The sequence below is a fragment of the Thalassotalea euphylliae genome (assembly GCF_042682785.1).
GTDB classification, from domain to species: domain Bacteria; phylum Pseudomonadota; class Gammaproteobacteria; order Enterobacterales; family Alteromonadaceae; genus Thalassotalea_F; species Thalassotalea_F euphylliae.
Genome location: NZ_JBHUIB010000003.1, coordinates 657,101 through 682,390, shown reverse-complemented (window position 1 = coordinate 682,390; position 25,290 = coordinate 657,101). Strand labels below are relative to the sequence as shown.

Here is a 25,290-nt window from a genome sequence, read left to right as displayed (position 1 = left end):
TATTAATATAGAGAGCATGGCTATTCAATTTTACGCGACAATTGGATGTCCACGTGAATAATTAATCAATACGTTTTGGAATAATGAATCGGATTAAAACACGTTACATATAGAAAAGCCCGCTAACTGCGGGCTTTTTACTCGTCGTTATTTACATCAACTATGAAGCTGGATATTGCTCAGCCAAATATAACCAAGTTGGTAACACCGTATCCGGGTTTAGAGATACGCTGTCAATGCCTTGTTCTACTAACCACGCTGCGAAATCAGCATGGTCGCTAGGCCCTTGACCACAAATACCAACGTACTTGCCGCGCGCTTTACACGCTTTGATAGCCATTTCTAACAACACTTTAATCGCTGGATTACGTTCATCAAATAAATGAGCAATTAATCCAGAATCACGGTCTAAGCCAAGTGTTAATTGCGTTAAATCATTAGAGCCGATTGAAAAACCATCGAAGTAATCAAGGAATTGATCAGCTAATAGCGCATTTGACGGCAGTTCACACATCATAATGATTTTAAGACCGTTTTCACCACGCTTCAGACCATGTGCTTCTAGGATTTCGATAACTTGCGCAGCTTCTTCTAACGTACGTACAAAAGGAATCATGACTTCAACATTTGTTAAACCCATGTCATTACGGACACGTTTAATAGCTTCACATTCCAATGCAAAACACTCGCGGAAATCTTCCGAAATATAGCGAGATGCACCACGGTAACCAATCATCGGGTTTTCTTCTTCCGGCTCATACTCGTCGCCACCAACAAGATTAGCGTATTCATTAGATTTGAAATCTGACATACGCACAATCACGCGCTCAGGCGCATAGGCAGCAGCTAGTGTCGAAATACCCTCGGTTAACTTTGCAATGTAGAATTCAACAGGCGACTCATAGCCTGCCATAATGTCATCTATTTCTGCTTTTAGATCTGCATCTTGCGCATCGTAATTGAGTAGCGCTTTCGGGTGAACACCAATCATTTTATTGATGATGAATTCTAGACGCGCCAAGCCAATACCTGCATGCGGTAAACGAGCGAAGGCAAACGCACGGTCAGGATTACCGACATTCATCATTATTTTCAACGGTAAATCAGGCATTTGATCAATTTCAGATGTTGTCACTTCAAAGTCTAACAAGCCCTGATAGATAAAGCCTGTATCACCCTCGGCACAAGATACGGTAATTTCATCACCTGTATTAATTTTGCTGGTCGCATTGCCACACCCTACAACTGCAGGAATACCCATTTCACGGGCAATAATGGCAGCATGACATGTACGGCCACCGCGGTTAGTAACAATCGCAGAAGCACGCTTCATAATTGGTTCCCAATCAGGGTCCGTCATATCAGTAACGAGCACATCACCAGGCTGGATTTTATCCATTTCATCTAATGACGAAAGCACTTTCGCTGTGCCGCTACCAATCTTGTGACCAATAGCACGTCCTTCAATAACAATGTCCGCACTGCCTTGTAATTTAAACTGTTCCATTACATTGCCGCTTTCACGACTACGTACAGTTTCTGGGCGTGCTTGAACGATGTACAACTTGCCATCTAAGCCATCTTTTGCCCATTCAATGTCCATAGGTCGCTGGTAATGCTTCTCAATAATGACCGCCTGTTTAGCAAGCTCCATCACTTCGTCGTCAGACAGTGAGAACTGGTTTGAAATTGACTCTTCAATATCTACCACTTCAACTTGCTTACCGTGTTCTTGCGTATCTGCATATATCATTTTTATCGCTTTACTACCCAAGGTACGGCGAACAACAGCTGGATTACCTTTCTCTAGTGTTGGCTTATGTACGTAAAACTCGTCTGGGTTCACAGCACCTTGTACAACCATTTCACCCAAACCAAAACTTGATGTAATAAATACGACATCTTCAAAGCCAGATTCGGTATCAATAGAGAACATAACACCACTTGACGCGATATCACTGCGCACCATACGTTGAATACCAGCAGACAATGCAACGCCTCGGTGGTCATAACCTTGATGTACGCGGTATGAAATAGCGCGGTCGTTAAACAGCGACGCAAATACGTGCTTAATAGCAACCATAACCGCATCTAAGCCTTTTACGTTTAAGAAGGTCTCTTGTTGACCAGCAAACGAAGCATCAGGCATATCTTCAGCAGTTGCTGATGAACGCACTGCGAAAGAGGCGTCTTCTGTGAATTCACCAGCAAGCCTAGCGTATGCTTGCTCGATGTCTTGTTGCATTTGAGGAAGGAAAGGCGTGTCGATAATCCACTGACGGATTTTAGCGCCACATTCAGCTAGTGCGTTAACATCACTAACATCTAAGGTATCAAGTAATTGATATATTCTGTCGTTAAGACCACTTTGTTCGAGGAACTCATTAAACGCAAAAGCTGTAGTAGCGAAGCCACCAGGCACTTGTACGCCCACGTTTGCTAGGTTTGAAATCATTTCACCGAGCGACGCGTTTTTACCGCCAACGCGCTCAACATCATTCATCCCCAACTCTTCATACCAAAGTACGTTTTCTTGCACGACATTATCTCCAAGATCAGTCATTAAAGTGTATAGTTAAGTAACTTTAACTTCGTTTACCCATAAAGTTACTTGAGTATAGACCTTGTTAAAACGTTGTTGGCATTTCAAGCGCGGTCATTCTACACTGCTCGACCTAAATACCAAAACATATTTTGAAAGTTTTCATAAGGACGATCATTTATGCGTGCAGCTTTTTATATCTCTGACGGCACAGCAATAACCTCTGAAGTGTTTGGACACGCCCTACTCTCTCTATTCCCAATGGAATTCGAGCACCATACTATTTCTTTCGTTGAAACCATTGAAAAGGCCGAAGAGGCAAAAGCTAAAATCAATGCCGCTAAAAAGCGCACTGGTGAAGAGCCACTTGTCTTTCATACTTTCGTGAACCCAGAGATTAGACGCATCATAGATAGTTGCGATGCTGTCATTTATAACTTTCTGGAGCATTTTGTATCACCCGTACAAAAGGTTTTGGGTGTCGAAGCCAAACCAAAAGCACATCGCACACACAGCATTCATGAAAATAGCTACGACTATAGAATTGATGCCGTAAACTACGCTTTAGCTAACGATGATGGCTCTAATGTAACCAATTATGCTGACGCAGACGTGATCTTAGTTGGCGTATCACGTTCAGGTAAAACACCATCGTCTTTATATCTTGCATTGCAGTACGGTGTGAAAGCGGCTAACTACCCATTTACTGACGATGACATGGATGATCTAAAACTACCGGATTTCCTAAAACCGTATAAAAAGAAAATTTTTGGTTTAACCATAGACGCAGAGCGCTTAATTGATATACGTGACAATCGCATGGCCAATAGTCGTTACTCATCTGCTAGGCAGTGTCGAATGGAATTAAGAGAAGTAGAAAAGCTATATAAAAAAGAAAAAATTCCTTTCATTAATACAACAAAATTCTCTGTTGAAGAAATTACAGCGAAAATATTGTCTGAAATGGGCCTACAACGTTACAAATATTAAAGTAATTGCTTAATTAGCGGTTCACAAACACCGCTATTTTCGCTATGTTAACGCCATTGTTTCGTGCCCTGTTTTGGGCTCACATTTGCATTAATTAATGACCATTAAAACTGATGAAATTAGAACGACGCTAATTGAAAATTTAGCGTCTCCTGCCGAACTTGCTGAACAAATCCCATTATCTGATAACACAGCGCAGTTTATTCTTGATAGCCGCCATCAAATTGAAGACATCATTAACAAAAAAGATGATCGTATTCTCGTTGTGATTGGCCCGTGTTCTATTCATGACACCGAAGCAGCATTAGACTACGCAAGTAAACTGAAAAAAATGCATGATAAGTATAAAAATGAATTACTTATTGTCATGCGAGTATATTTTGAGAAACCTCGTACAACGGTAGGCTGGAAAGGTCTCATTTCAGACCCAGATTTAGATAAGTCGTTCAAAGTAGCAAAAGGCTTGAACCTAGCAAGAAACCTTCTGGTTCAGATTAATGAACTTGGCTTGCCAGCTGGAACAGAGTTTCTCGACATGGTAACTGGCCAGTATATTTCTGACCTTATCAGCTGGGGCGCAATTGGTGCCCGAACGACTGAAAGTCAAGTTCATCGTGAACTTGCATCTGCACTATCATGTCCTGTTGGCTTTAAAAATGGCACTGACGGAAACGTAAAAATTGCAGTGGATGCAATAAAAGCATCAAGCGTGCCTCACGTACTTTATTCACCTGATAAAAAAGGCCAAATGTGTATTTACCAAACACACGGTAATCCTCATGCTCACATCATACTGCGAGGCGGTAAAGGCCCTAACTACGAAGCTGAGCACGTAAATGCAGCGCAAGAGGCCTTATTTAATAGTGGGATCAATAAACCGCTAATGGTAGATTGCAGCCACGGTAACAGCAGTAAAGACCACAACAGACAACCTATTGTGGCGGATGAACTAGCAGACCAAATCGCAAACGGCTCTACTGCAATCTTTGGCGTTATGATAGAGAGCTTTCTTGTTGCTGGTAAACAAGATGTAGTAAACGGAAAGGCAGAAATCTACGGTCAAAGCATTACTGATGCTTGTGTAGACCTAACCGCCAGTGAAGAAATGCTGACGACACTCGCTGCAGCGGTATTAGAGCGTCGCAAAAACGCCTAATATCTATAGGTGTTCGACAAAAAAGGCTGCATCATGCAGCCTTTTTAATGTATCTAATGAAAAATTCTTATCTAAATGATTTATACGCAACTATACAAGTTTCTGAATCAAACCATCACTCGCATCTTCGACAAGATCTAAAACGTATTTAAATCCGCCTGCGCCGCCGTAATAGGGGTCAGGTACCTCTTTTTCATCGTAGTTCGAAGCAAAATCTAAAAACAATGCAATTTTATGTTTGTATTCTTCTGGCGCAACTTTCTCTAACTCAGAGACATTGTAGTTATCCATCGCTAAGATCAAATCAAAATGTGAAAAATCTCGCTCTGTAACCTTTCGAGATTTAATACCGTCAAACGAATAACCTCTAGCTGCCCCTGCTTTCTGCGAGCGATGGTCAGGCTTTTCTCTCACGTGTGCACCCGTTGTGCCAGCAGAATCTATCTCTAAAGACACCCCTTTTTCTTGCGCTTTCTTTCGAAAAACAGCTTCAGCAGTAGGACTGCGGCAAATATTGCCCATACAAACAAAGAGGATCGACTTTACACTGTGTAATTGAGCATCCATGACTTAATTTTCCTGATTGTTGTTATTTTGCGTTTAAGCTTACCCAACAAATTTAATATCGTCCATCAGCTTAAATCATCATATTTTTGTAAAAATTACTGTGTAGGGCTTTTAATCAATTGTTTCTTTGTGGTAAAACGTCTATTCGGTCATAATTTTGACAAAATGTTAGAGGGAAGAAACGGTGTCAGTAGTATACGAAGATGTAAAACGCTTTTGTGATGAAGTTTCCAAAACAAATCAAGGAAGTGTTTTAAATTCGGTGTTGTCTCACTTCGATGCACCCCAAGGTCAAATATTAAACCTATTCAATAAGTGGCGTGAAGAGTCTGCGAGCCAAGATGCAAAAGACCTTGGCGTTAGTGATCATGTTATCACCCTACTAAATAATGAAATCAATCAGGCGGTATCTTCCGCTGTTGAGCGCGCCAACTCTCAAATTACGCAAGGTCAGCAAGTTGAAGCCTATCTAGCTGAACAACTTAGCCAATCTCAGCAGAAATTAACAACATTAGAACAACAGTTTGCAGACATACAGCAACAGTTAGCGTCCGCGTCGCAAAAGCATGATGATGCCATTGCACAGCTTTCAGCAACGCATCAGGAAACACTTTCCACGTTAAAAACTGAGCACGTATCTGCTGTTCAACACCTAAAAGAAACCCATGAAATAGCGATGTCTCAGCAGGCTAAAGAGCATACAGAAGTGCTTGCCAGCTTTACGAAAGACAGAGATGACTCTATTGCTCAGCTGAAACAAGAAGTCAAAGAGACAAAAGAGCACGCGAAAAGCGAAATAGCGCAAATACGCGATAATGCTGAACAAGACAAGAAAGCAGCTGTAGAAAAAATACAAACCAAGCTTGAGCAAGAATTAGCCGACACAAAACATACACTGTCTGAGCGTGCAGATAAACTAAGTGCTGAGCTATCAGACATTCAAAGCGTACATGATGAGAAAGTTGAATCATTAGTGACTAAGCACACCAATGAAGTTTCAGAGTTAAGAACATCATTCGAGGCGCAAACAGAGCAATTAACCGCTCAACATGAAGAAACCTTATCGTCAATAAAGTCTAGACATAGTGATCTGTTAGCCAACGCAACAAAAGATTCTGATGTCGTGATCACTGAACTGAATCAGCATCTTGAACAAGCCGAACAAGAGCGAGATTCGTTTAAAAATGAGCTAGCGCAATCGACGAAAAATATAGAGCAACTAACCCAAACAACAGAGCAACAACAGAAACGAATAGAACAAATTACCTCTGAATCTGCAAATTCTGGTGATGTTATTGGTCAGTTGCAAAACTCTATAAGCGAAGCGTCAGAAAAAATTCAGTCTTTAGAGTCAAGTTTAGAGCAAGCCAAAGCTGAACATGCTTCAGACAAAGACGAGTTCGCTAAAAAGCAATCAGCCTTTGATAGCTCTGCTGCTACGGTGGAAAGTGCACAGTTACGCGTAACTGAATTGCAAGCTGAGAATGCTAAGCTGGTTAGCCAAATGGACTTTGTGAAAAACAATAACATTGCCACGGTAGAGCGTTTAACCGCGAAATCAGAACAAGCAATGATGAAAGTGCGTGAATTAGAAACTCAACTGCAGCAATCACAATCTGGCGGCCAAGAAGCAAAAGAAGAGCGGATTAAATTACGAGAACAAATTGAATTTATGAAGCACAATCAAACCACTACATTTGAACGTTTGACCAACACAGCTGATCGAGCAAACGCTAAGGTTAAGGAATTAGAAGCGAAAATTGCGGAACTTGAGGCTGCAGCTAAAAGCTAAACGCATCTGTATCTTAGAACACACAAAAGAGCTATTTTATATAGCTCTTTTTTATTGTCCTTCGCTCAACCAAAAACATTGTTGATCAGTAGCTGACGCCATTGGCTAAAACCGACAGGTACATTAATTAGTTAAATTTATTCACACATTTTATAGAGAGGATATACGTGTTTTCATTGATCTCGCCTTTATAACTGATAGTGTAACTATCACAACAGCATCACTTATAAAGCAGAAAAGGAACATCAATGAAGCTATATACATATTCACCTGCGCCAAACCCTCAGCGATTGGGTTTGTTTCTAAAGTACAAAGGTATAGACATAGAAACAGTTGAAGTTGATTTGGGCCAAAAGGCGCAATTTGATGAAGGTTTTCTAAAAATCAATCCAAATGCAACGGTACCTACGCTTTATGTAAATGATGATTGTACTTTAATCGATACCATCGCCATTTGTAGCTATTTAGAGAAAAAATATCCTGCTAACCCCCTATTTGGCAACAGTGATGAAGAGGCGGCCATTGTTATTGGTTGGATGCACCGTATTTATGTAGATGGGCTATCCGCGGTTGCTGAAATTTTAAGAAACAAGAGCGAATTTTTTGCCGGACGAGCATTTCCAGGCAATATAGACATCGAACAAATGCCAGAACTCATTGCTAGAGGAAAAATGCGTTTAGAAGGTTTTTGGACAAACCTTGAACAAGCATTGGCAGGCAAAGAGTTTATTGTCGGTTCCAGTATTACCCAAGCAGATATCGATGCATACGCGGTAATTAAGTTTGCTGGCTGGGTAAAAGAAACCGTGCCGAGTGAAAACAAACACACGACAGCGTGGTTCGCTCGCATCAAGCAAATACTCGAAGACGATTAGCCAATTAAAACGATAACCTCAATTACAGAGCTGAATATAGAATAGATATTTATCTAATATGCTGTCAGAAAGTATCTATTTTTATCGGCTTTTATTAATTACCATAGTACCAACTGTTCCATGAATTAGAGGTGTACTTGAAACATTTGTATCGAATTATTATTTTGTTCATTCTATTTGTTGCTGCAATAACAGCATATAGCTATGGCAGCACAACAAGTACATTTTTGTTTGTTCTTATTGGCGCAGCATTAGAAGCGTGTTTCTGGTTTAAGCTGTTTCCACTCAAGAAGAATCAACATACTAAATGAAACAGCGTTAAATCAGAAAAAAATCAGTTCAACGTCAGGTAAAGGATTACCAAGCATCATAAGTTACCCCTTGTTCATTTTTAAAAGCACTTGAAACAAGGATACATTATGAGAGCAAACAACCCGCTAATTTACTTCATGGCATTGATGACGCCTTTGTCAACCTTGCTAATTGCTCAACCTGCCCTAAGTAAAGACTCCAACTTTCCCCTGATAGGGAAATACCTAGGCCAGGAACCTCCTTCTGATAACCCTGAACCATTCGCGCCTGGAATTGTATCAACACAAGGCTACGAATATATTGGCTTGTTTGCACCAGATATGACCTCTTTCTATTTCATTAGAGGTGGAAAAGACAACAAGTCTCAAGAATTTGTCACGTATCGATTAATAGATGACGAATGGAAAATAACGGACATATCCCCTCGCGCAGGACAACCCTTTATAACAACTGATGGTAAAACAATGCACTTAGGTAGACGCTATAAAGAACGTACCAACGATGGTTGGTCAGACGTAAGAATGCTTGATGCACCATTCAACGATCAACTCATTATGCGAATGACTGCGTCTTCTAACGGAACACGCTATTTTGATACTTATGACGAAAAAAACGATGCTTTTCCTCTACGATATTCTCGCCACATTAACGGCAAATTTGAGTCACCAAAACCGTTGGCTAAACACATCAATACCGGTACCTATTTGAATCATCCATTTATTGCACCAGATGAGTCGTATTTAATTTGGGACGCCAAAAAAGATGAAGGATTTGGTGATTCTGATCTTTATATTAGCTATCGACAAAACGATGGTTCGTGGGGCGAAGCAATCAATTTAGGGAGTAAAATAAACTCAGCAACGTGGGATGCTGCAGGCCACGTGTCCCCTGATGGCAAATATTTTTTCTTCAATAGGATGGTTAAGGCCGGCAACGAAAATGAGTTACCAAATGTAGATTTATACTGGGTCGACGCCGGTTTCATTGAAGAACTAAGGCCAAAATCCTAAACATCTCATGTACTGAATATCTGCGAACTTCGTAAAAGCGGCTTAGATAAGCCGCTTTTACGTTTTTTCAATTGTGCTTATGCATTCTACTGAAATTATTAGAGGCTCTCGCGCAGTTTGTTAATGATTTTCGCGCTTACCCAAAAGATATCAATATTATCGTAGTTTTGAGGGTGGTTCATATTGCGATTAAAGAACAGATACTTGCCATCCGGTGTTACATAAGCGCCACTTTCTGAGGCTTCTGTATTTATAGAGTCACCCATATTCAGTGCCTCAGACCATTTACCATTAGGTAGGCGGAAACTAATGTAAAGATCCCCATCACCTTGGCCGCTTTCGCGTTCTCCATCCCAAATAAGGTAAGAACCATCCGCAGCTAGAAATGGGTGTGCATTCCACTGACCTGTATTAATTTCTTTTCCAAATGGTTTCGGCGTTTGCCTTTTGCCATCGACAAGCTCTGAGTAACGCAATAATCCAGTGCCCCCCGGCCCCACTTCATCTAGCACGTACAGGCCGTCAAGTGATGAAGTCAATCGCATTACGCGAAATTGTTCAAAGTCTTTACCTAAGCTTTTTACTGTCGACCATTCAGGCTCTGCCGCCTCACCATTTAACGTCATGTATTTATTCCCCAGGTGCATAGTTTGTCCATCTGGTGAAATAAGTGGCCGACCTATTCGTTCCATAACAACTGACTCATGCCATATATTCTCGGTCACCTTGAAACTAACCAATGACCATTTATCTGAGTTTTTATATTTGCGTGTGAAGTAAAATGTCTTGAGATCAGGACTAAAAAAACCACTATTGTCTCTATGTTCTCTTGATACATAACCTGGGGCGAAAACAACAGGCGTATCACCGGGAAGTTTTTGCCCTAAATAAGGGCCTGATAACCTAAGTGGCTTTGTTTGGTAGTCTGGGGTTTCTGCTAAAGCTACATTGCTTACTATCAACATTCCCAACACTAACGCGCTTAGCTTCATATTTTTCCCCTTTTGTTTAACGTAGCTCGAACGTTTATTTCAGTATTTACGTTCAAGCCCTCTCTAAATTGAGGATCTTAGCGACCCATTAACATCTAAACCCTATCGCTTTAGTAAGATGTAAGCTTGAGCTTGCACTGACTTTTTCCTGAATTTTTACTGATATATTTATTTTCGATTATTTTCAGTACGTTACGTATTTGAATTTATGAGTAGACGCGTTTATGCTAGGCCAACTTACTTGGTTTTTACATCACATAATTTGTGGCAAAGATAGACGTCAAGTAGACAGCATTTTCAGGAATAGAGTGAATATGGCACAGCAATATTGGATCGGTGGTTTTTATATAGATTTGTCTCGTAATCAAATCACCCAAAATAAAGAATCACAAACGCTGGCACCTAAAGCACTATCAGTTTTAACGTATTTGGCGGAACATCAAGGTAAGGTGGTAAGTCAAGATGAGTTAATGGAACACGTATGGAAAGATACTATTGTTTCACCAAACACGCTACAGCGCAGTATTGCACAATTACGAAAAGCCTTAGGAGATGATGGCAAAGTTCAAGTTTATATAAAGACTCATGCCAAAAAAGGCTATTCCCTAGAGTGTGACGTTAGGTGGAGTGAGCAACTAGAACACGTTGCTAAACAGCATATACAAACGTCCGATTCAGCTGTTGGTAGTACCTCAGAGACTCAAACGGAATCGAATTTCCCCCCTCATGTTCAAGCAAACACTGATTCAAACAATGGTATTCTTTATTTGGTGATTACCATTGCATTTATTGCAGCCCTAGTGTACCTCCTCACTCCTGGGTCAAATCATCCAATGCTCAACATTGGTGAAATTCGCGCACTCACTGCCACTGACAACAAAGAGGTTGACGGTATTTACTCGCCTGACGGCAAGTATGTTGTGTTCCACAGGTACTCTAACGAGTTTTGTAAAAACAATATTTGGGCTAAAAACATAGAAACCCAAGAAGAATTCCAGCTAACAAACAACCTCAATTCATATGGCGCGCACAGTTTTTCAAAAGATGGCAAGTCACTCGTTTTCGTCCAGTCAAAAACATGTGAAGAACCGATAGACCAAAAAATGTGTTACCACCTGATGAGCTTAGACTTTGAAAAGGCTCTTCAGTCGCCTCGTGAACCAAGAACTTTACTTGAATGTAAAAACTCCATTATTCGAAATCCAAAATGGATGAATAATGACCGAATCGCCCTACTACAAAAGTCTACCGATCGGTGGAAATTGGTAAGCTATTCGCCAACTGAAAATGAGAGTGAAACCATTTTTCGTGTAGATAACGGAAACGTAGTCGATTATGACTACACGCCTCGAGACAACCTTCTATCTGTAATCACCACAGACCAAAATAATGATTATTTTCTATCAATATTGACTCCAGAAGGAGAGATTAATTCTCACGCTAAAATAATCTACCCTGAGAGTATTTCTCGTTTTAGAGCAATAGCGCCGAATTTCTCTCCTCTCAGCGAACAGCTGATATTTAGCACTGGCAGACAATTGTTTACCCTTTCTTTGGACGGCAAAGTATCGCCCATTAGTTTACCTCTTGATAGACCAATGGGCACGCCAGTGCTGCATCCTAATGGAGAGAGAATGTTAGCAACAAAGGGCAACTTTAATGACGATATTGTCGCTATATCGCTCAATGATTTCAGCCTAGAAGGTGAACCTAGTAATGTGCGCATCATAGAGCGGTCAAATGTGAGTGATTCCGAAGCGAGATTTCAGCCAAACGGTGATTTGATGGCATTTCGCACGCAGCGCTCTGGTCAAGCTCATATATGGATAAGTGATGGTGAAAAGCCGGTACAACTTAGCCACTTCCCAATGGATTCGTTTTTGTTTAGCTTTCTGTGGTCAGATGACGGCAAGAGCATTCTTGCCAACGCCAACAGCCAATTAACCAAGCTAACTCTAGATGGTCAACTGAAGGCCTACCCCCTTGATTACCCTGTCATAGATTTATTCGATTGGCATTCGCAAACTAATACGATACTCGCCAACATCAAGATTAACGGTTTAGCAAAGTTCGCTGAAGTTAACCTAATTACAGGTGATTTTGACGTGATTAACGACAAGCGTGTTTCATTGGCATTGAAAAATGCAGATGGCCAAATTATCTATACTGATCATATGGATAGGTTCTGGCGTCAAGGCCCATTAGAAGATATATCAATAGACACTTTGGATGCACACGGCAGCGATAAAGGGTTTATCATTAAGAATAATACTTTGTTTGGTATTAATGAAGACTTCCAACTTTGGCGCTATACATTAGACACTAAAGAATTTACCCTACTCGGTAACGCGCCACAAAACACAACCAAAATTAGCGATATCCGCAACGGTGAAGTCTATCTATCAATATTTATTACAGGGAAAAAAGAAATCGCAGAGTTACTGCTAGCGAATTAATAGTTATTGACTCTGTGGCTTCCAAAGAAGCAGAGTAACAGCTATCACACGTAGGTTATTATTCGCTTATTTTTAATCACTAATAGTTGCGTCAATTGCGAGCAACTCATTGAATATATGAATATACCGATCAGTGCATATCAGCAATTCAAGTACCTAAAGATAAAACAATACAAAATCGCTTAGACACTATCATGTGTTAGTTAAAGCGACAATGAATTCAGTAATCAACGTAAATGGGAAACCAAAGAATAGATACTTCCTCTTCGCTTCATCATAAAATCAGCTAAAAGTCATAGCAACATCAGTTCTTAACTCCCTAATTTCGTTACGTTATCTGTGAGTTTAATCACTGTAGAGCAACGTTAAAGGTGCTCGGCAAGCTTACATAAGGATAAATAATGAAACGTGTTTGCATACTGACTTCCCTAGTCCTATCAATCTTAACCTATAGTGGAAGTGGCCATTGCGATGACAAAGGCCAAAAAGAATTAACCGACAAACCATATTTTGGCGAAAAACCACCAGGATTAACCCCTAAGTTATTTGATCCCAAAATTGTGTCACCAAATGGAAGGTTAGAAGGTGGTACTTTCACACCTGACGGAAAAACATTTTATTTCTCTAGAAAAGATGCAGATTATAGAAAACGGACTTTTTACGTAATCCGACATGAAAATGGAAAATGGGGTAAAGCTACTGAAACGAACATTAGATGGCCTCAGTTTACTGCTGACGGTAATACCATGTTTGGCGGTAAATGGTATAGAGAGCGAACAAAAAATGGCTGGTCTGACATAAAAACACGTGGTGATTTTTTGAAAGAACAAGCACATGGCTTAACTATTTCAAATAACGGCACTTTTTACTTCCCTTTTTTCAAGAAAGAAGACAATGGCCATGGAAATATTGGCTACTCACGCCGAATAAACGGTAAAAACGAACTACCTGTCAAAATGGGTCCCGAAATAAACAGAGGAGAGTGGATTGCTCACCCCTATGTTGCCCCAGATGAGTCGTATTTAATGTGGGATGTTGTTCGAGATGATGGCTATGGTAACTCTGATATTTATATCAGCTTTAGAGATAAAACTGGCAATTGGTTACCTGCTATTAATATGGGAAACAAAATTAACTCTGACATGAATGATAGTTCTCCAAGAGTAACACATGATGGCAAATACCTGTTTTTTTCACGTGGCGACTGGTACAGACAGGATGATGGTACGCGCAAATGGAAAGGTAAAAGTTACTGGGTAGATGCCAAAATCATCGAAACACTTCGCCCTAAAAGCTAAAGTAGTTAGCGTTATTCATTGCCCAACCTAGCACTTATAGGTTGGGCTGCTTCCAGACTATTAATAGATTGGTTATCAAGTTTTATTGTTCGTGACTATGTGAGAAAAGTACTCTAGAGCTATTGATGACATAGCAGCGACATTTATTAGCATCCATCGTTTAAATATGTTGGCTAGGCAAGTGAATAAAATTACTTTTTCACTAACGTCAATACGTCAAAAACATCTGCCGTTTTATACCCTAGGTTTTTATCATTGTTTATTGGTTTTATCGCTGTTGAACCCATAAAATGCTCGCGCTGATTGCTACCATCGTTGTCACAATATGCAAGCATAAAACCAATCTTTTGATCAGCGCCAAGTCTTACTCTGCTCTTTTTATCACGAGAGCCGTCCAATGCATAACTCTCATCATATAGCTTAATCGCGGTTTCCCAGTAAATAGGATTGCCTGGTTCGTCGCTCCTTTGCCAAGCGCTAGTTACATGGCTATTGAACAAAGCTGGCTTTGAGTAGTTATCACCAATTGGCGCTAAATCAACAACTTGATTGTCCAATGCAACATGATAAGCAAACGCATTAAAATCATGCTGGTGCTCACCACCAGAAGCGTCCGCGTCAATAAATATTTCTAAACAGTCATCATCCCAATAGTTTTCGAGAGGATTAGGGTGAGAATCAAATAACACATCATCATAGATACGTGCTAACAAATAGAGGTATTGCTCATCCCACAACAGTTTGTAATCGCCGCTAAAGTCTGTGGCTTCTGGCAAATCACCAAGGATATGATGGTTCATGCCTCGCCAATTGTCGTTTTCCCAAGCTGTATCAATTTTACCGTCAACAGATATTGCCGTATCCGTGAAAATCACTTCACCATTAACGTCTTTTGCTTGGCTACTCAATGCTGCAACCGCACAAAATGCCATACCTATTTTTCTTAACACCATACTTTTTCCTGAGAAATACTGTCCACAACCAGAGCGACTTGCTCTTTAGGCAATAAGTTAATTGCAAGTTTTATCACTAATTCTTCGTTGGTATCAATAGGCTCCATCGCCAATATTTGTGATGGCAGTAAATCAGCCCCTGCAAAATGATCTGACCTATTCATTAAACGTTTGAGGATCAAATCAGGAGACCCCTCTAGCATAAATTGCCACTGGTTACTGAAAGAAGAGTAGACCTGTTTCCGATGAGCTTTCTTCAAGCCTGAAAAGGCCAACACGACATCTTGATCTGTTGATAATTGTTCTGAGATTCCTTTCATTAATCGTATCAACCATTCCTGACGTTGCTGGTCACTTATACCTATTCCTTCTGCCATCAGCGTTTTACATTCATTCGTATGAAAATCATCTGCATCAAGGTAGATGCCATTAACTTTGCGCGCCACAGCAATTGCTAAACTGCTTTTCCCAGTGCCACTCACACCCATGATCGTAATTAAACGTGGGGCCATTATACTGGCACTCTAATATCTAGTTGATAGTTTTTACCCAACTGCAAGTCTTTCACACGATTCGATTTAAGTTTTACGCCGTCAAGAGAAACAGTTACATCTAACTGCTGAGCTTTCTCAATTTTAAAATGTAATATTGCCCCTCTAAAAATACGCGTACCACACAGTTGCTGCAAACTATCGGGCAGTTTGGGCTCAACGATTAGGTAGTCACGCTGACCTTTCAGCCCACATAATTCTTCAATAATACAGCGATAAAACCACGATATTGTACCTGTATTGATTAGCTGACTAGATCGACCTGCATGCTCAGGAAACTGATAATATGCGCCGCGGTAATAATTCGGAATAAAGTTTGGCAATTGCCCTCTAAGCAAGACATCTTTCTCAGTAGGTAGCATTTTTGTTAAAACATTAAACGCCGAATCATGCTGCCCTATTTGGTATAAGCTATACGCGTAAAATGCAGCAGCATGGTTATAAACAGAGCCATTTTCTGATACACCCGGGTATTTTTGTGTAATACGTCCAATGTCATCTCTAAACTCGGTATAACTTGGCGCTAACATCATCACACCATAAGGGGTATTTAGACGCTGTTCTACCGCATTTAGCATACTATATTGCTTCGCTGTAGACGCTGCACCGCATAATATTGCCCAGCTCTGAGGATTGAGAAATATTTGTCCCTCTTTATCATCCATGGTACCAAACAAGTCATCATTGTCTGTGATTCCGCGCCCATACCAGTCTTGGTGCCAACAATGCGTATTAATAGCACTGTTAATTTCCTGACTAAATCTATCCCAGTCTTGCGTTTGTTTTTCAGCTAATTGGTTTTGGCTGCCATAGTGTTCTAAAATTTCCAACCATGCTTGCAGCGCGTATGAAAGTGCCATAGACAGCCATGAAGATACGCCCTTCCCTTGATGACCCACCATATTCATGGGATCACACCAATCCCCTTGTTCAATAAAGCACAGACCACGATAGTCCCGCTTTTCAAGTAAATAGCTTAACGCTCTCTCTACATGAACATGCAGTGGTGCGGATTCTTCACTGTCTGAGAATGAGATTGGCTCAACGAGTAATTGAAAATCATTCGTCTCATTTAAGTAGGCAAGCAAACATATTGGCACCCATATGCTAGCATCTGCATGCGGTACTTGATTAATATATTTGAGCGAAGCCGAGTCATTGAGCAGCACTCCTTCTGGCAGTTGTCCTGACAATGACTGTTGTGACAAGGCAGTGATAAATGCCTGTCGGCTTTTATCAGGCGTTAAATATGTGCTCCCCATCGCATCTTGCAGATAATTACGGAACTGAGGATCTGTTGAAAGACGCTGAAGGTCGCCATGATATTTCATCTGGTTGGGCAACCAATGGTTTAGGTAATCTTTGTGAACAATGTCACTCGTCACTGTCAGCGGAAACTGTTGTCTAGGATCACTGTTAGTATCTAGCTTCCCCTTCATCGAGTCGTCAAATAGCGTGTTTTTGATATCAGCAATTTCACGCTTGTTTTGTGCAGGACCAAATGCAAATCGAAACGTCTCCTGTTGTCCGGGTTCTAGCGCCAAGCTGTATTGCAGAACACCGCATCCCGGCTCATATCGTGCGTCATTGTTCGTCAGCAAACCATTAGAAGTAGCGGACGGATTATGCAACCCACCATCACCCTCAAAGTTCAATTGTCGACATTGCCAGCTATTGGGTGCCCTATCAGCCAGTAGGTAAGTACAATCCTTCAACGACTTATTTTTATAATGATCTTCGAGCTTTTGATAAGGCGTTATTGTTTTACTGACAATTGCGTTGAGCGTCTCATCGAAGAAGGTTTCTTGGTACATCCACGACAAATACCCTATCGAAAAATATGGATACATATCATAGCTAACATCACTATCACCATTGTTAGTAATAGAAATGCTCCATATCTCCGCTGCTGTCTCCTCGGCGAGTGAAACACGTAATTCAATGGCTAGGTGTTCATGTGTGATAAACCATGTAATCTCGTCTTTCTCGCAAGCAAACTCAAAACTCTTAAGTGGCACACGGCATGGCTCATAAGGCACGGAGAACAATTCACCGGTATGCCGATTTTTAAAGTAAAAAAATCGACCCGGTGAGTGAGCAAAAAAGTTTTGTTCTGGCTGAATGAAACTTGTCGCTTCCATGGTAGGTGAACGACTATATTTACTGGGTTCTGGCTGCATAAACTGCGCATTAACATAACCACGACAATTCACCTGTGCCAGCATATGCTGGTTGTACAAGTAGCTACTAGCCAATGGAAGCAGTGTTGGAGAATATAGGCTGACTTGACCATTTTCAGCTTTATATAAATTGCTCGTTGGAGGTCGTTTAGATACCACTTACCACCCCCGGTTGCTGTACTGAGCTTTCTCGGCTCTCTTCTATACTTCTTCTGCGACTAGAGAGTGCTTCTTGCACATCAGCGATCTTATCTTCGCTTAACGGGTAATAGCGAATTACCGCTACGGAGATAAACGCAAACACCGCAGGTATAATCGTCATCAACCAAACAATGCCCGATTCTGAAGCAGCACTTTGTTCGGTATTTGCGACGTAGCCCATAGATGCGAGTAACCAACCTATGATGGCACCTGCAACCGCTCCACCCAACTTTTGCGCGAACGCTGCTGCCGAAAAGACTAATGCTGTTGCTCGGCGACCATTTTGGTATTCAGAGTAATCGGCTGTATCTGCGTACATTGAAAATACGAGTGGTGATTTAGGCCCAAGAGCCAAGCCAATAAGAGCTTGTAGCACGAACATTAACGCCACTTGATCTTTCGGTATCCAATAAAAAGCAGCCGACAGAACCCCAACAATTAACATTAAACCGATCAACAATCGTTTTCGGTCAAAAAAGCGGGTTAATATTGGCGTAATTGCAGCGCCTATACCCAGTGCAATGAGATAAACCGTAGTAAAGCTACCTATAAGGTCTTCTTGCTGAACGTAATACTTAAAATAAAAAGTACCTGAACTGGCCCTCAAAGAGATGGTCACCATGATAACCAACGCCAAGACAAACAATACAATCCAAGGTTTGTTCTTTGACAAATCTTTAAGATCGCGTTTGATCGACGTTTGCTGGTTAGCAGGAGGCAAAATACGTTCTGTCGTTGAAACAAAACTAACAGCAAACAAAGCTGCTGCAATAAAGCCATACAAAGTCATCGTGTATTGCCAACCAAGCGCATCATCACCTGCGCCAAAATAATTCACCAGTTCAGGCGTAAAATAGGCAACTAAGCTACCACCTGAAAAAGCGCCAATAAATCTGAAGCTTGTTAAGGTAGTGCGTTGTTGCGGATCGTTTGTAATGACTCCAAGTAACGCACCATACGGCACGTTAATGAAGGTGTAAGCGAGCATCAGGAATATGTAGGTACAATAGGCCCAGATGACTTTTCCATCATCACCTAAATCAGGCACTGTAAATGTGAGAACACCTGCCGCAAACAGCGGAATAATACCAAGCAGCAAATAAGGCCTAAATTTACCAAATCGTGTTTGAGTGCGATCAGAAAGAACCCCCATTACAGGGTCTGACACCGCATCTATTATGCGAGTCACTAAAAACATAGTACCAACAGTAGCGGCCGGCAAGCCAAATACATCGGTATAAAATATTAGTAAAAATACATCTATAATGCGCCAATAAAAGTTGGATGCGACATCGCCAAATGCGTAACCGACCTTTTCACTCACGCTTATTATCGTTTTATTTTGCGTAGACACGTTACTCTCCAAATACCATCAAAAAGGATGCACGTCCTTGTGTTTCCAAACGTGTACAACTTTCATTAAAGCATTACGTAAGCGCTTTCATTATTATTCGGATTGATTTCTGAACAAATTAGCACAGCGAACATTTCTGTTCCCCAAACACAAATGTAAGCGCTTTCACAGAATATAGATACTGTCGAAATAAAAGACAAGTAAAATCTTTGTAATCCTACCAGTGAGATCTCACACACACATAAATCAAAGCTAAACAGTAAATTACGAAGAAATAGGTAATTAAACCATTAAGACCTTTTGACGACATTTTCACCGATTTGTAACAATAATTTTATTTATTTGTTGACCCTTTATTTTTTTTGAACTAACTTTATGTAAGCGCTTTCAATAAAAATTACACCAGAAACGCTGCGTTTTTTTTAATGCAAAATGTAAGCGCTTACAACAATCATTAAAGCATAAAAGATGATATAAAAATTAGAAAATCGAGGGAAAACATAATGATGTATAACAGGTTCAATAAATCAAAGTTGGCAACTAGCCTGTCTTTGATTTTAGGTGCTTCTGTTGTCAATCCCACGTTAGCGGCAGAAGAAGCAGACGCAAATGCTGATAACGTTGAAGTCATAGAAGTTCGAGGTATTCGTAGCTCACTTATAAAAGCTATGGATATAAAACGCAGCAGTTCCGGTGTTGTTGAAGCGATTAACGCTGAAGACATAGGTAAATTTCCAGATTCCAACTTAGCGGAATCTCTACAACGTATATCAGGTGTCGCCATTGACCGTGATAACGGTGAAGGCAGCAAAGTAACTGTCCGAGGTTTTGGCCCAGATCGTAACTTAGTGCTTCTAAACGGTCGTCAAATGCCTACATCAACTGGTGACCGTTCCTTTAATTTTGCAAATATTGCTTCGGAAATAATTTCAGGAGCAGAAGTATACAAAACAAGTGATGCAACTGTAGCTACAGGCGGTATTGGTGCAACCATTAATATCCTTACTCACCGACCTTTAGATAACCCAGGTCGAGTAGCAACAATAAGTGGCAAATTAATGGATGATACGTCAGCTGAAGATGGTGATATCACACCGGAATTTTCGGGCATGTATTCACAAACTTTTGCTGATGACACATTCGGTATCTCCATTTCTGGTAGTTACTCTGAACGTGAAAGTGGTAACCAGCAGGCTGAAGTTGGCACTGGTTGGCGTACCTTCCCTGCTCGCGTAAACCAAGACTGGAGTGGAAATAACGCAGATTGGGGTGGTGTTCCATACGAGAACCAGGTGAATCGTCCAGATCCGAACAGTGATTCGATTTATTCTGTACCACAAACGACTATCTACAAGTTCGAAGAACAACAACGTGAACGTATTAACGGCCAGTTAGTATTGCAATATGCACCAACAGATAAAATCACAGCTACGCTTGATTTTACACACATGACCAATGAAATTGATCGCCAATACAACGATGTTTCCGCGTGGTACACATTCGCACCATCTGAAAATGTTTGGACAGACGGTCCTGTTTCTGCACCACTTTTCTATTCGGAAGACTATGCAGCAAACGGCATTGGCAACCAAGATTTATCGATGGCTGCGTCAAGTTCATCAACAAAAGCAGAATCTAACTCAATAGGTTTAAATTTAAAATGGCAAGTCAACGACAGTCTAGTTGTTGAGTTTGACCACCATTCATCGGAAGCTGAACAAACACCAAATAGTCCATACGGTAGTTCAAATGCACTATCAACGGCTGGTTTTGTGCGTGAAGCAGCAGCAACTGACTTTACTGGCGACTTGCCTATTCTTGCTGTACGCGGTTCAAGCGGCGTAACTAAAGCGGATATGTTGGTTACGGGCTCATTCTTCCGTAATGAAGATAATCGTTCAGAGATTGATCAAACACAGATCAATGCGACTTACGAGCTCGGTGAATGGGGTAGTATTGATTTCGGTGCTAGCTTAATCAAAGCAGAAAAACACAACAAAGCCGTTCAAGTACAACGCAATGACTGGGGTGGTGTCGGTGCTGCTGGCGACTTGACAAATATTGCTGGTGACATAACGGGTGTTCAAGGTAAATTTGACGATGTAGACGGTGGTAACTTTGAAGATCACCCTGACGGTCCTGACGGCTTTGAGATTGTTGATACCATTATTCAATGGGATTTCGAAACGCTCCGTGACTTTGCAGCAGCAAATTATACTCCAGCTGGTTTTGTCGGTGGTGGGGATTGCGGAAACATGTTTTGTGCCTCTACTGACTACGGCACGGATACAGATCGGTTTGTTGAAGAAGAAATAACTTCGTTCTACGTTCAATGGAATTATGAGAGTGAAATTGGCGATATGCCTTACGACCTTCACATTGGTATCCGCTATGAAGAAACAGAAGTTGATTCACGTTCTATCGTGCCTGTTTTTGATGGCGCACGATGGGAAGGTGACACTGAAATCGTGTTAACCGGAAGTGGTGAGTTTGAAGCAGGCAGTAAGTCAGGTGATTATGATCATACATTACCAAATATAAACTTTAATTTAGAAGTTACCGATGACGTAGTATTCCGTGCGGCATACAGTGAAACTATTGGCCGTGCCGGTTACGACCAATTACAAGGTGGTACAACGGTAGGTACTCAATACAACCGTGGCGGTGGTAGTGGTAGTTCAGGTAACCCTAATTTAGAACCTCTTGAATCTACTAACTTCGATTTATCACTTGAATGGTATTACAGTGATACAAGTTACGCAGCTATTGGTTGGTTTAAGAAAGACGTTGAAAACTGGGTAACGAATGGTCAAATTCGTGACACCCTGTTCAACATTAACAACCCAATTGATGGTCCTAAGTACAATGAGGCTGTAGCAGCTGTTGGCGGTGATGCTGGTCAGCAACGTCAATGGATATATGAAAACTATGGCGATCGTCCAGAAGTTTACATGCAAGACGGTAAGCTTATTATCGAAGGCGTAGAGGAAGATGAGCTAGTTGAATTCTTGATCAACCTCCCTGTAAACGATGACATTGAAAATACATTCGATGGTTTAGAGTTTGCCATCCAACATATCTTTGATGATTCAGGATTTGGATTTTTCGTAAACTACACCTACGTTGACGCTGGTGACGATTACAACAACCAGTTGATTACTGGTGGTTCGTACGACAACACCGAGTTGCTCGGTGATACCAATGATGACGTACAAAATGGTATCTCAGATACAGCAAACTTCGTACTTTTTTACGAAAACTATGGTGTATCAGCACGTTTAGCGTACAACTGGCGTGACGATTACTTAGAAAAAGTGGGGGACGACACAGGCTCTAACCCTACATTTGTAGAAGAGTATGAGCAAATTGACTTTAATGTTAGCTACGATACTCCATGGGTTGAAGGCCTTTCAGTCTTCTTCGAAGGTATCAATATTACGGATGAATATCGTCGTAAACACGGTCGTAACTCAAACCAAGTGCTTAATGTTACCCAGCAAGGTGCACGTTATAGCCTAGGTGTACGTTACAACTTCTAGTCGGCAAAAAGTTCGATGACCTAAAAGCCGTATGATTGATTCTCCCTCTTCATACGGCTTTTTTATCTCAATTAAAAAACAGGATATTTAATAAAGTGCTCGATTAATGTGAACAACACTAGCCATTTAAAGTATTTAGTTCCCCCCCAGGGTTTAGTACTTTACAGTGAGTTATTATTGTTTAGATGATCGAGTACTTTCTTAAGTGTTTTGGTAGGTAGTATGAGTAAAGAAATAAAACATATTGTTGTCGTTGGTGGAGGCACTGCAGGCTGGTTAAGCGCAGGAATTATTGCCGCTCACTACAACACTAATGGCGAAAATGCTATCTCCGTAACATTAATCGAATCTCCAGACGTACCTACGATTGGCGTTGGTGAAGGTACATGGCCATCAATGCGAGGAACACTCAAAAAGTTGGGCATCAGCGAAGCTGAGTTTATTACGCAATGTGACGCGAGCTTTAAACAAGCATCCAAGTTTTACGGGTGGACAGAAGGTGGAAACGACGCCTACTACCACCCTTTCACTATGCCAACCGGTTATTTCGACGCGAACTTGGCTGAGCACTGGCTGTCACATCAAGGCTCAGTGCCGTTTGCAGATGCCATATCAAGCCAAAGCGTTTTATGCGCTCAAGGTTTAGCGCCCAAGCAAATATCTACACCTGAATATGCATTTATTCAGAATTATGGTTATCACCTAGATGCAGGTAAATTTGCAGCATTGCTAACTAACCACTGCAAAGAAAAGCTCGGTGTTAAGCACATTCTTGATAATGTTGTGCAAGTTCAAGTAGATGAGCACAATGACATTACCTCATTAGCAACTGAAAAGAGTGGCAATATCGAAGGTGATCTATTTATTGACTGCTCAGGTTTCCATGCCCTACTGATTGATAAACACTACCAAGTAGCGTTCGAATCTCAGAAACACGTACTATTTAATGACAGTGCCCTAGCTGCCCATGTGCCCTATGAAACCAACAGCGCGCCTATCGCTTCACATACAGTCTCTACCGCCCAAACCAGCGGTTGGATATGGGATATAGGCCTTCAAAGTCGTCGAGGCGTTGGGCATGTTTATGCAAGTAATTTCATTTCAGACGACCAAGCAGAACAGCAACTCAGACAATACATAGCGGACACTTCAAAAATAGACAGTGATATCTCAATTAGAAAACTCACGATAAACCCTGGTTACAGACAGAAATTTTGGCAAAACAACTGCGTTGCCATTGGCCTTTCAGCCGGATTTATAGAGCCTCTAGAAGCATCCGCTATTGCATTGATTGAACTATCAGCTACTTTTGTTGCTGAGCAACTGCCAGCCAACAGACAAATTATGGACGTTACTGCAAAGCGTTTTAATCAAAAGTTTACACATCGCTGGCAGCGTATTATTGAGTTTTTAAAGCTGCATTACGTGCTCTCTAAACGCAACGATAGCGATTATTGGATAGCAAATCGTCAACCAGAAACGATACCTGAACACTTAAAAGAGTTGCTTGATGTCTGGCAGTTCCAAACGCCCTATCAATTTGATACGCATCAAACAGATGAACTTTTTCCAGCGGCTAGTTTTCAATATGTACTTTATGGGATGGGTTACCCAACTAAACTACCGAATCGAGAAAAGCGGACAAGCTCTAGACAATTTGCGCAGCAACTCTTTAATGAAAATATTCAAAGAACAAAACAAATGATGCAGGTTTTACCGACCAACCGTGAACTGATAAACAAAATAAAACAGTATGGTTTAAGTAAAGTCTGATAGGTTTATATTTGGGGGGAACAACAATGTCACAACACGCACTAGTCAATAATATCGACCACAAAGATGTCAGAGTCATCACTGATCGCTCAGCGAAATTGGGTGATGATTTATGGTACGCACTCACATTTCCTAATGAATTTAGAAGCGTTCAAATTCACTACCCGATTTTTTTGAGAAAAGACCCACAAACAGGCCAGTTTGTTTCTGTTGCCCTGTTTGGCTTTCAAGATGGTGAAAACCTATTTCTTAATGAAACTGGTTGGCAAGCCGCGTATATTCCGATGTCGGTCAAGCGACAACCATTTTTAATTGCTAACAACACACGCGTTGAAAACGGTGAAGAAGTGAAAGATCGTATGCTTTGTATCGATATGGAACATCCTCGTGTAAGTAAAGATCAAGGAGAACCCCTTTTCCTAGAATACGGCGGTAATTCCCCTTTCCTCGACCAAACAGCTAGCATGTTAGAGGCTATGCATCATGGAGCGACAGACGGCGAGAACTTTTGTAGCATGTTATCAGAGCTAGACTTGATTGAAGCTTGCACGTTTGATATCCAATTAAATGACGGTAAGAAATACCAGATGATTGGCTTTTACACTATCAATGAAGACAAGTTCAATACCTTGAGTAACGAAAACATTATCGCTCTGAAAGAGAAAGGCTATCTTCAAGCAATATATATGATGCTTGCCTCACAAGGGAACGTGCACCATTTACTTGCAAAGAAAAATGCTCAGTTATAG

The 25,290-nt window shown here is 41.0% G+C and carries 17 protein-coding genes; 10 read left to right on the top strand and 7 right to left on the bottom strand.

Going from position 1 to position 25,290, the window contains the following annotated elements:
• Positions 1-160: 160 nt before the first annotated feature.
• Positions 161-2,539 (bottom strand): phosphoenolpyruvate synthase, encoded by a 2,379-nt coding sequence (gene ppsA / locus ACFSJY_RS10325; protein WP_386035012.1) that lies wholly within the window; start codon positions 2,537-2,539, stop codon positions 161-163.
• A 183-nt stretch (positions 2,540-2,722) separates the two neighbouring features.
• Here ppsA and ppsR point away from each other — a divergent pair, with 183 nt between their 5' ends.
• Positions 2,723-3,532: a posphoenolpyruvate synthetase regulatory kinase/phosphorylase PpsR gene (gene ppsR, locus ACFSJY_RS10320; RefSeq protein ID WP_386033932.1), complete on the top strand. Its 810-nt coding sequence runs from the start codon at positions 2,723-2,725 to the stop codon at positions 3,530-3,532.
• Between the two features lie 97 nt (positions 3,533-3,629).
• On the top strand, positions 3,630-4,688 hold the full coding sequence (locus ACFSJY_RS10315) for a 3-deoxy-7-phosphoheptulonate synthase (protein WP_386033930.1): 1,059 nt from the start codon (positions 3,630-3,632) through the stop codon (positions 4,686-4,688).
• 90 nt (positions 4,689-4,778) lie between these two features.
• Here ACFSJY_RS10315 and ACFSJY_RS10310 read toward each other — a convergent pair whose 3' ends face one another.
• Positions 4,779-5,255 (bottom strand): low molecular weight protein-tyrosine-phosphatase, encoded by a 477-nt coding sequence (locus ACFSJY_RS10310; RefSeq protein ID WP_386033928.1) that lies wholly within the window; start codon positions 5,253-5,255, stop codon positions 4,779-4,781.
• Between the two features lie 184 nt (positions 5,256-5,439).
• On the opposite strand from ACFSJY_RS10310, the gene ACFSJY_RS10305 reads away from it, so the two are divergent.
• From ACFSJY_RS10305 to ACFSJY_RS10295, 3 genes are all read left to right on the top strand, one after another.
• On the top strand, positions 5,440-7,047 hold the full coding sequence (locus ACFSJY_RS10305; protein WP_386033926.1) for a hypothetical protein: 1,608 nt from the start codon (positions 5,440-5,442) through the stop codon (positions 7,045-7,047).
• 248 nt (positions 7,048-7,295) lie between these two features.
• The gene (locus ACFSJY_RS10300) at positions 7,296-7,922 is read left to right on the top strand and encodes a glutathione S-transferase family protein (protein ID WP_386033924.1); all 627 of its coding nucleotides are present in this window, start codon (positions 7,296-7,298) and stop codon (positions 7,920-7,922) included.
• 419 nt (positions 7,923-8,341) lie between these two features.
• Positions 8,342-9,244 (top strand): hypothetical protein, encoded by a 903-nt coding sequence (locus ACFSJY_RS10295; RefSeq protein ID WP_386033922.1) that lies wholly within the window; start codon positions 8,342-8,344, stop codon positions 9,242-9,244.
• Between the two features lie 98 nt (positions 9,245-9,342).
• Here ACFSJY_RS10295 and ACFSJY_RS10290 read toward each other — a convergent pair whose 3' ends face one another.
• Positions 9,343-10,236, bottom strand: coding sequence for a TolB-like translocation protein (locus ACFSJY_RS10290; protein ID WP_386033920.1), 894 nt, complete (start codon positions 10,234-10,236; stop codon positions 9,343-9,345).
• 314 nt (positions 10,237-10,550) lie between these two features.
• Between ACFSJY_RS10290 and ACFSJY_RS10285 the strand changes: the two genes are divergently transcribed.
• Both ACFSJY_RS10285 and ACFSJY_RS10280 read left to right on the top strand, forming a co-directional pair.
• Complete coding sequence (locus ACFSJY_RS10285; protein WP_386033918.1) at positions 10,551-12,692, top strand: winged helix-turn-helix domain-containing protein; 2,142 nt, start codon at positions 10,551-10,553, stop codon at positions 12,690-12,692.
• A 401-nt stretch (positions 12,693-13,093) separates the two neighbouring features.
• Complete coding sequence (locus tag ACFSJY_RS10280) at positions 13,094-13,990, top strand: hypothetical protein (protein ID WP_386033916.1); 897 nt, start codon at positions 13,094-13,096, stop codon at positions 13,988-13,990.
• A 191-nt stretch (positions 13,991-14,181) separates the two neighbouring features.
• Here the strand turns inward: ACFSJY_RS10280 and ACFSJY_RS10275 are convergent, their stop codons facing one another.
• The 4 genes from ACFSJY_RS10275 to ACFSJY_RS10260 are packed head-to-tail and all read right to left on the bottom strand — an operon-like array spanning position 14,182 to position 19,229.
• The gene (locus ACFSJY_RS10275; RefSeq protein WP_386033914.1) at positions 14,182-14,943 is read right to left on the bottom strand and encodes a sugar-binding protein; all 762 of its coding nucleotides are present in this window, start codon (positions 14,941-14,943) and stop codon (positions 14,182-14,184) included.
• On the bottom strand, positions 14,934-15,455 hold the full coding sequence (locus tag ACFSJY_RS10270) for a gluconokinase (RefSeq protein WP_386033912.1): 522 nt from the start codon (positions 15,453-15,455) through the stop codon (positions 14,934-14,936). Before ACFSJY_RS10270 ends, ACFSJY_RS10275 begins: the two co-directional genes overlap by 10 nt.
• Positions 15,455-17,833: a GH36-type glycosyl hydrolase domain-containing protein gene (locus ACFSJY_RS10265; protein ID WP_386033910.1), complete on the bottom strand. Its 2,379-nt coding sequence runs from the start codon at positions 17,831-17,833 to the stop codon at positions 15,455-15,457. The genes ACFSJY_RS10270 and ACFSJY_RS10265 overlap by 1 nt, the downstream gene beginning before the upstream one ends.
• A complete protein-coding gene (locus ACFSJY_RS10260) occupies positions 17,823-19,229 on the bottom strand; it encodes an MFS transporter (RefSeq protein WP_386033907.1) in 1,407 nt (468 codons plus the stop codon). Before ACFSJY_RS10260 ends, ACFSJY_RS10265 begins: the two co-directional genes overlap by 11 nt.
• Before the next feature lie 503 nt (positions 19,230-19,732).
• On the opposite strand from ACFSJY_RS10260, the gene ACFSJY_RS10255 reads away from it, so the two are divergent.
• From ACFSJY_RS10255 to ACFSJY_RS10245, 3 genes are all read left to right on the top strand, one after another.
• On the top strand, positions 19,733-22,768 hold the full coding sequence (locus tag ACFSJY_RS10255) for a TonB-dependent receptor (RefSeq protein WP_386033905.1): 3,036 nt from the start codon (positions 19,733-19,735) through the stop codon (positions 22,766-22,768).
• Positions 22,769-22,990: 222 nt separating this feature from the next.
• Positions 22,991-24,541 (top strand): tryptophan halogenase family protein, encoded by a 1,551-nt coding sequence (locus ACFSJY_RS10250; protein WP_386033903.1) that lies wholly within the window; start codon positions 22,991-22,993, stop codon positions 24,539-24,541.
• Between the two features lie 26 nt (positions 24,542-24,567).
• The gene (locus ACFSJY_RS10245) at positions 24,568-25,290 is read left to right on the top strand and encodes a SapC family protein (protein WP_386033901.1); all 723 of its coding nucleotides are present in this window, start codon (positions 24,568-24,570) and stop codon (positions 25,288-25,290) included.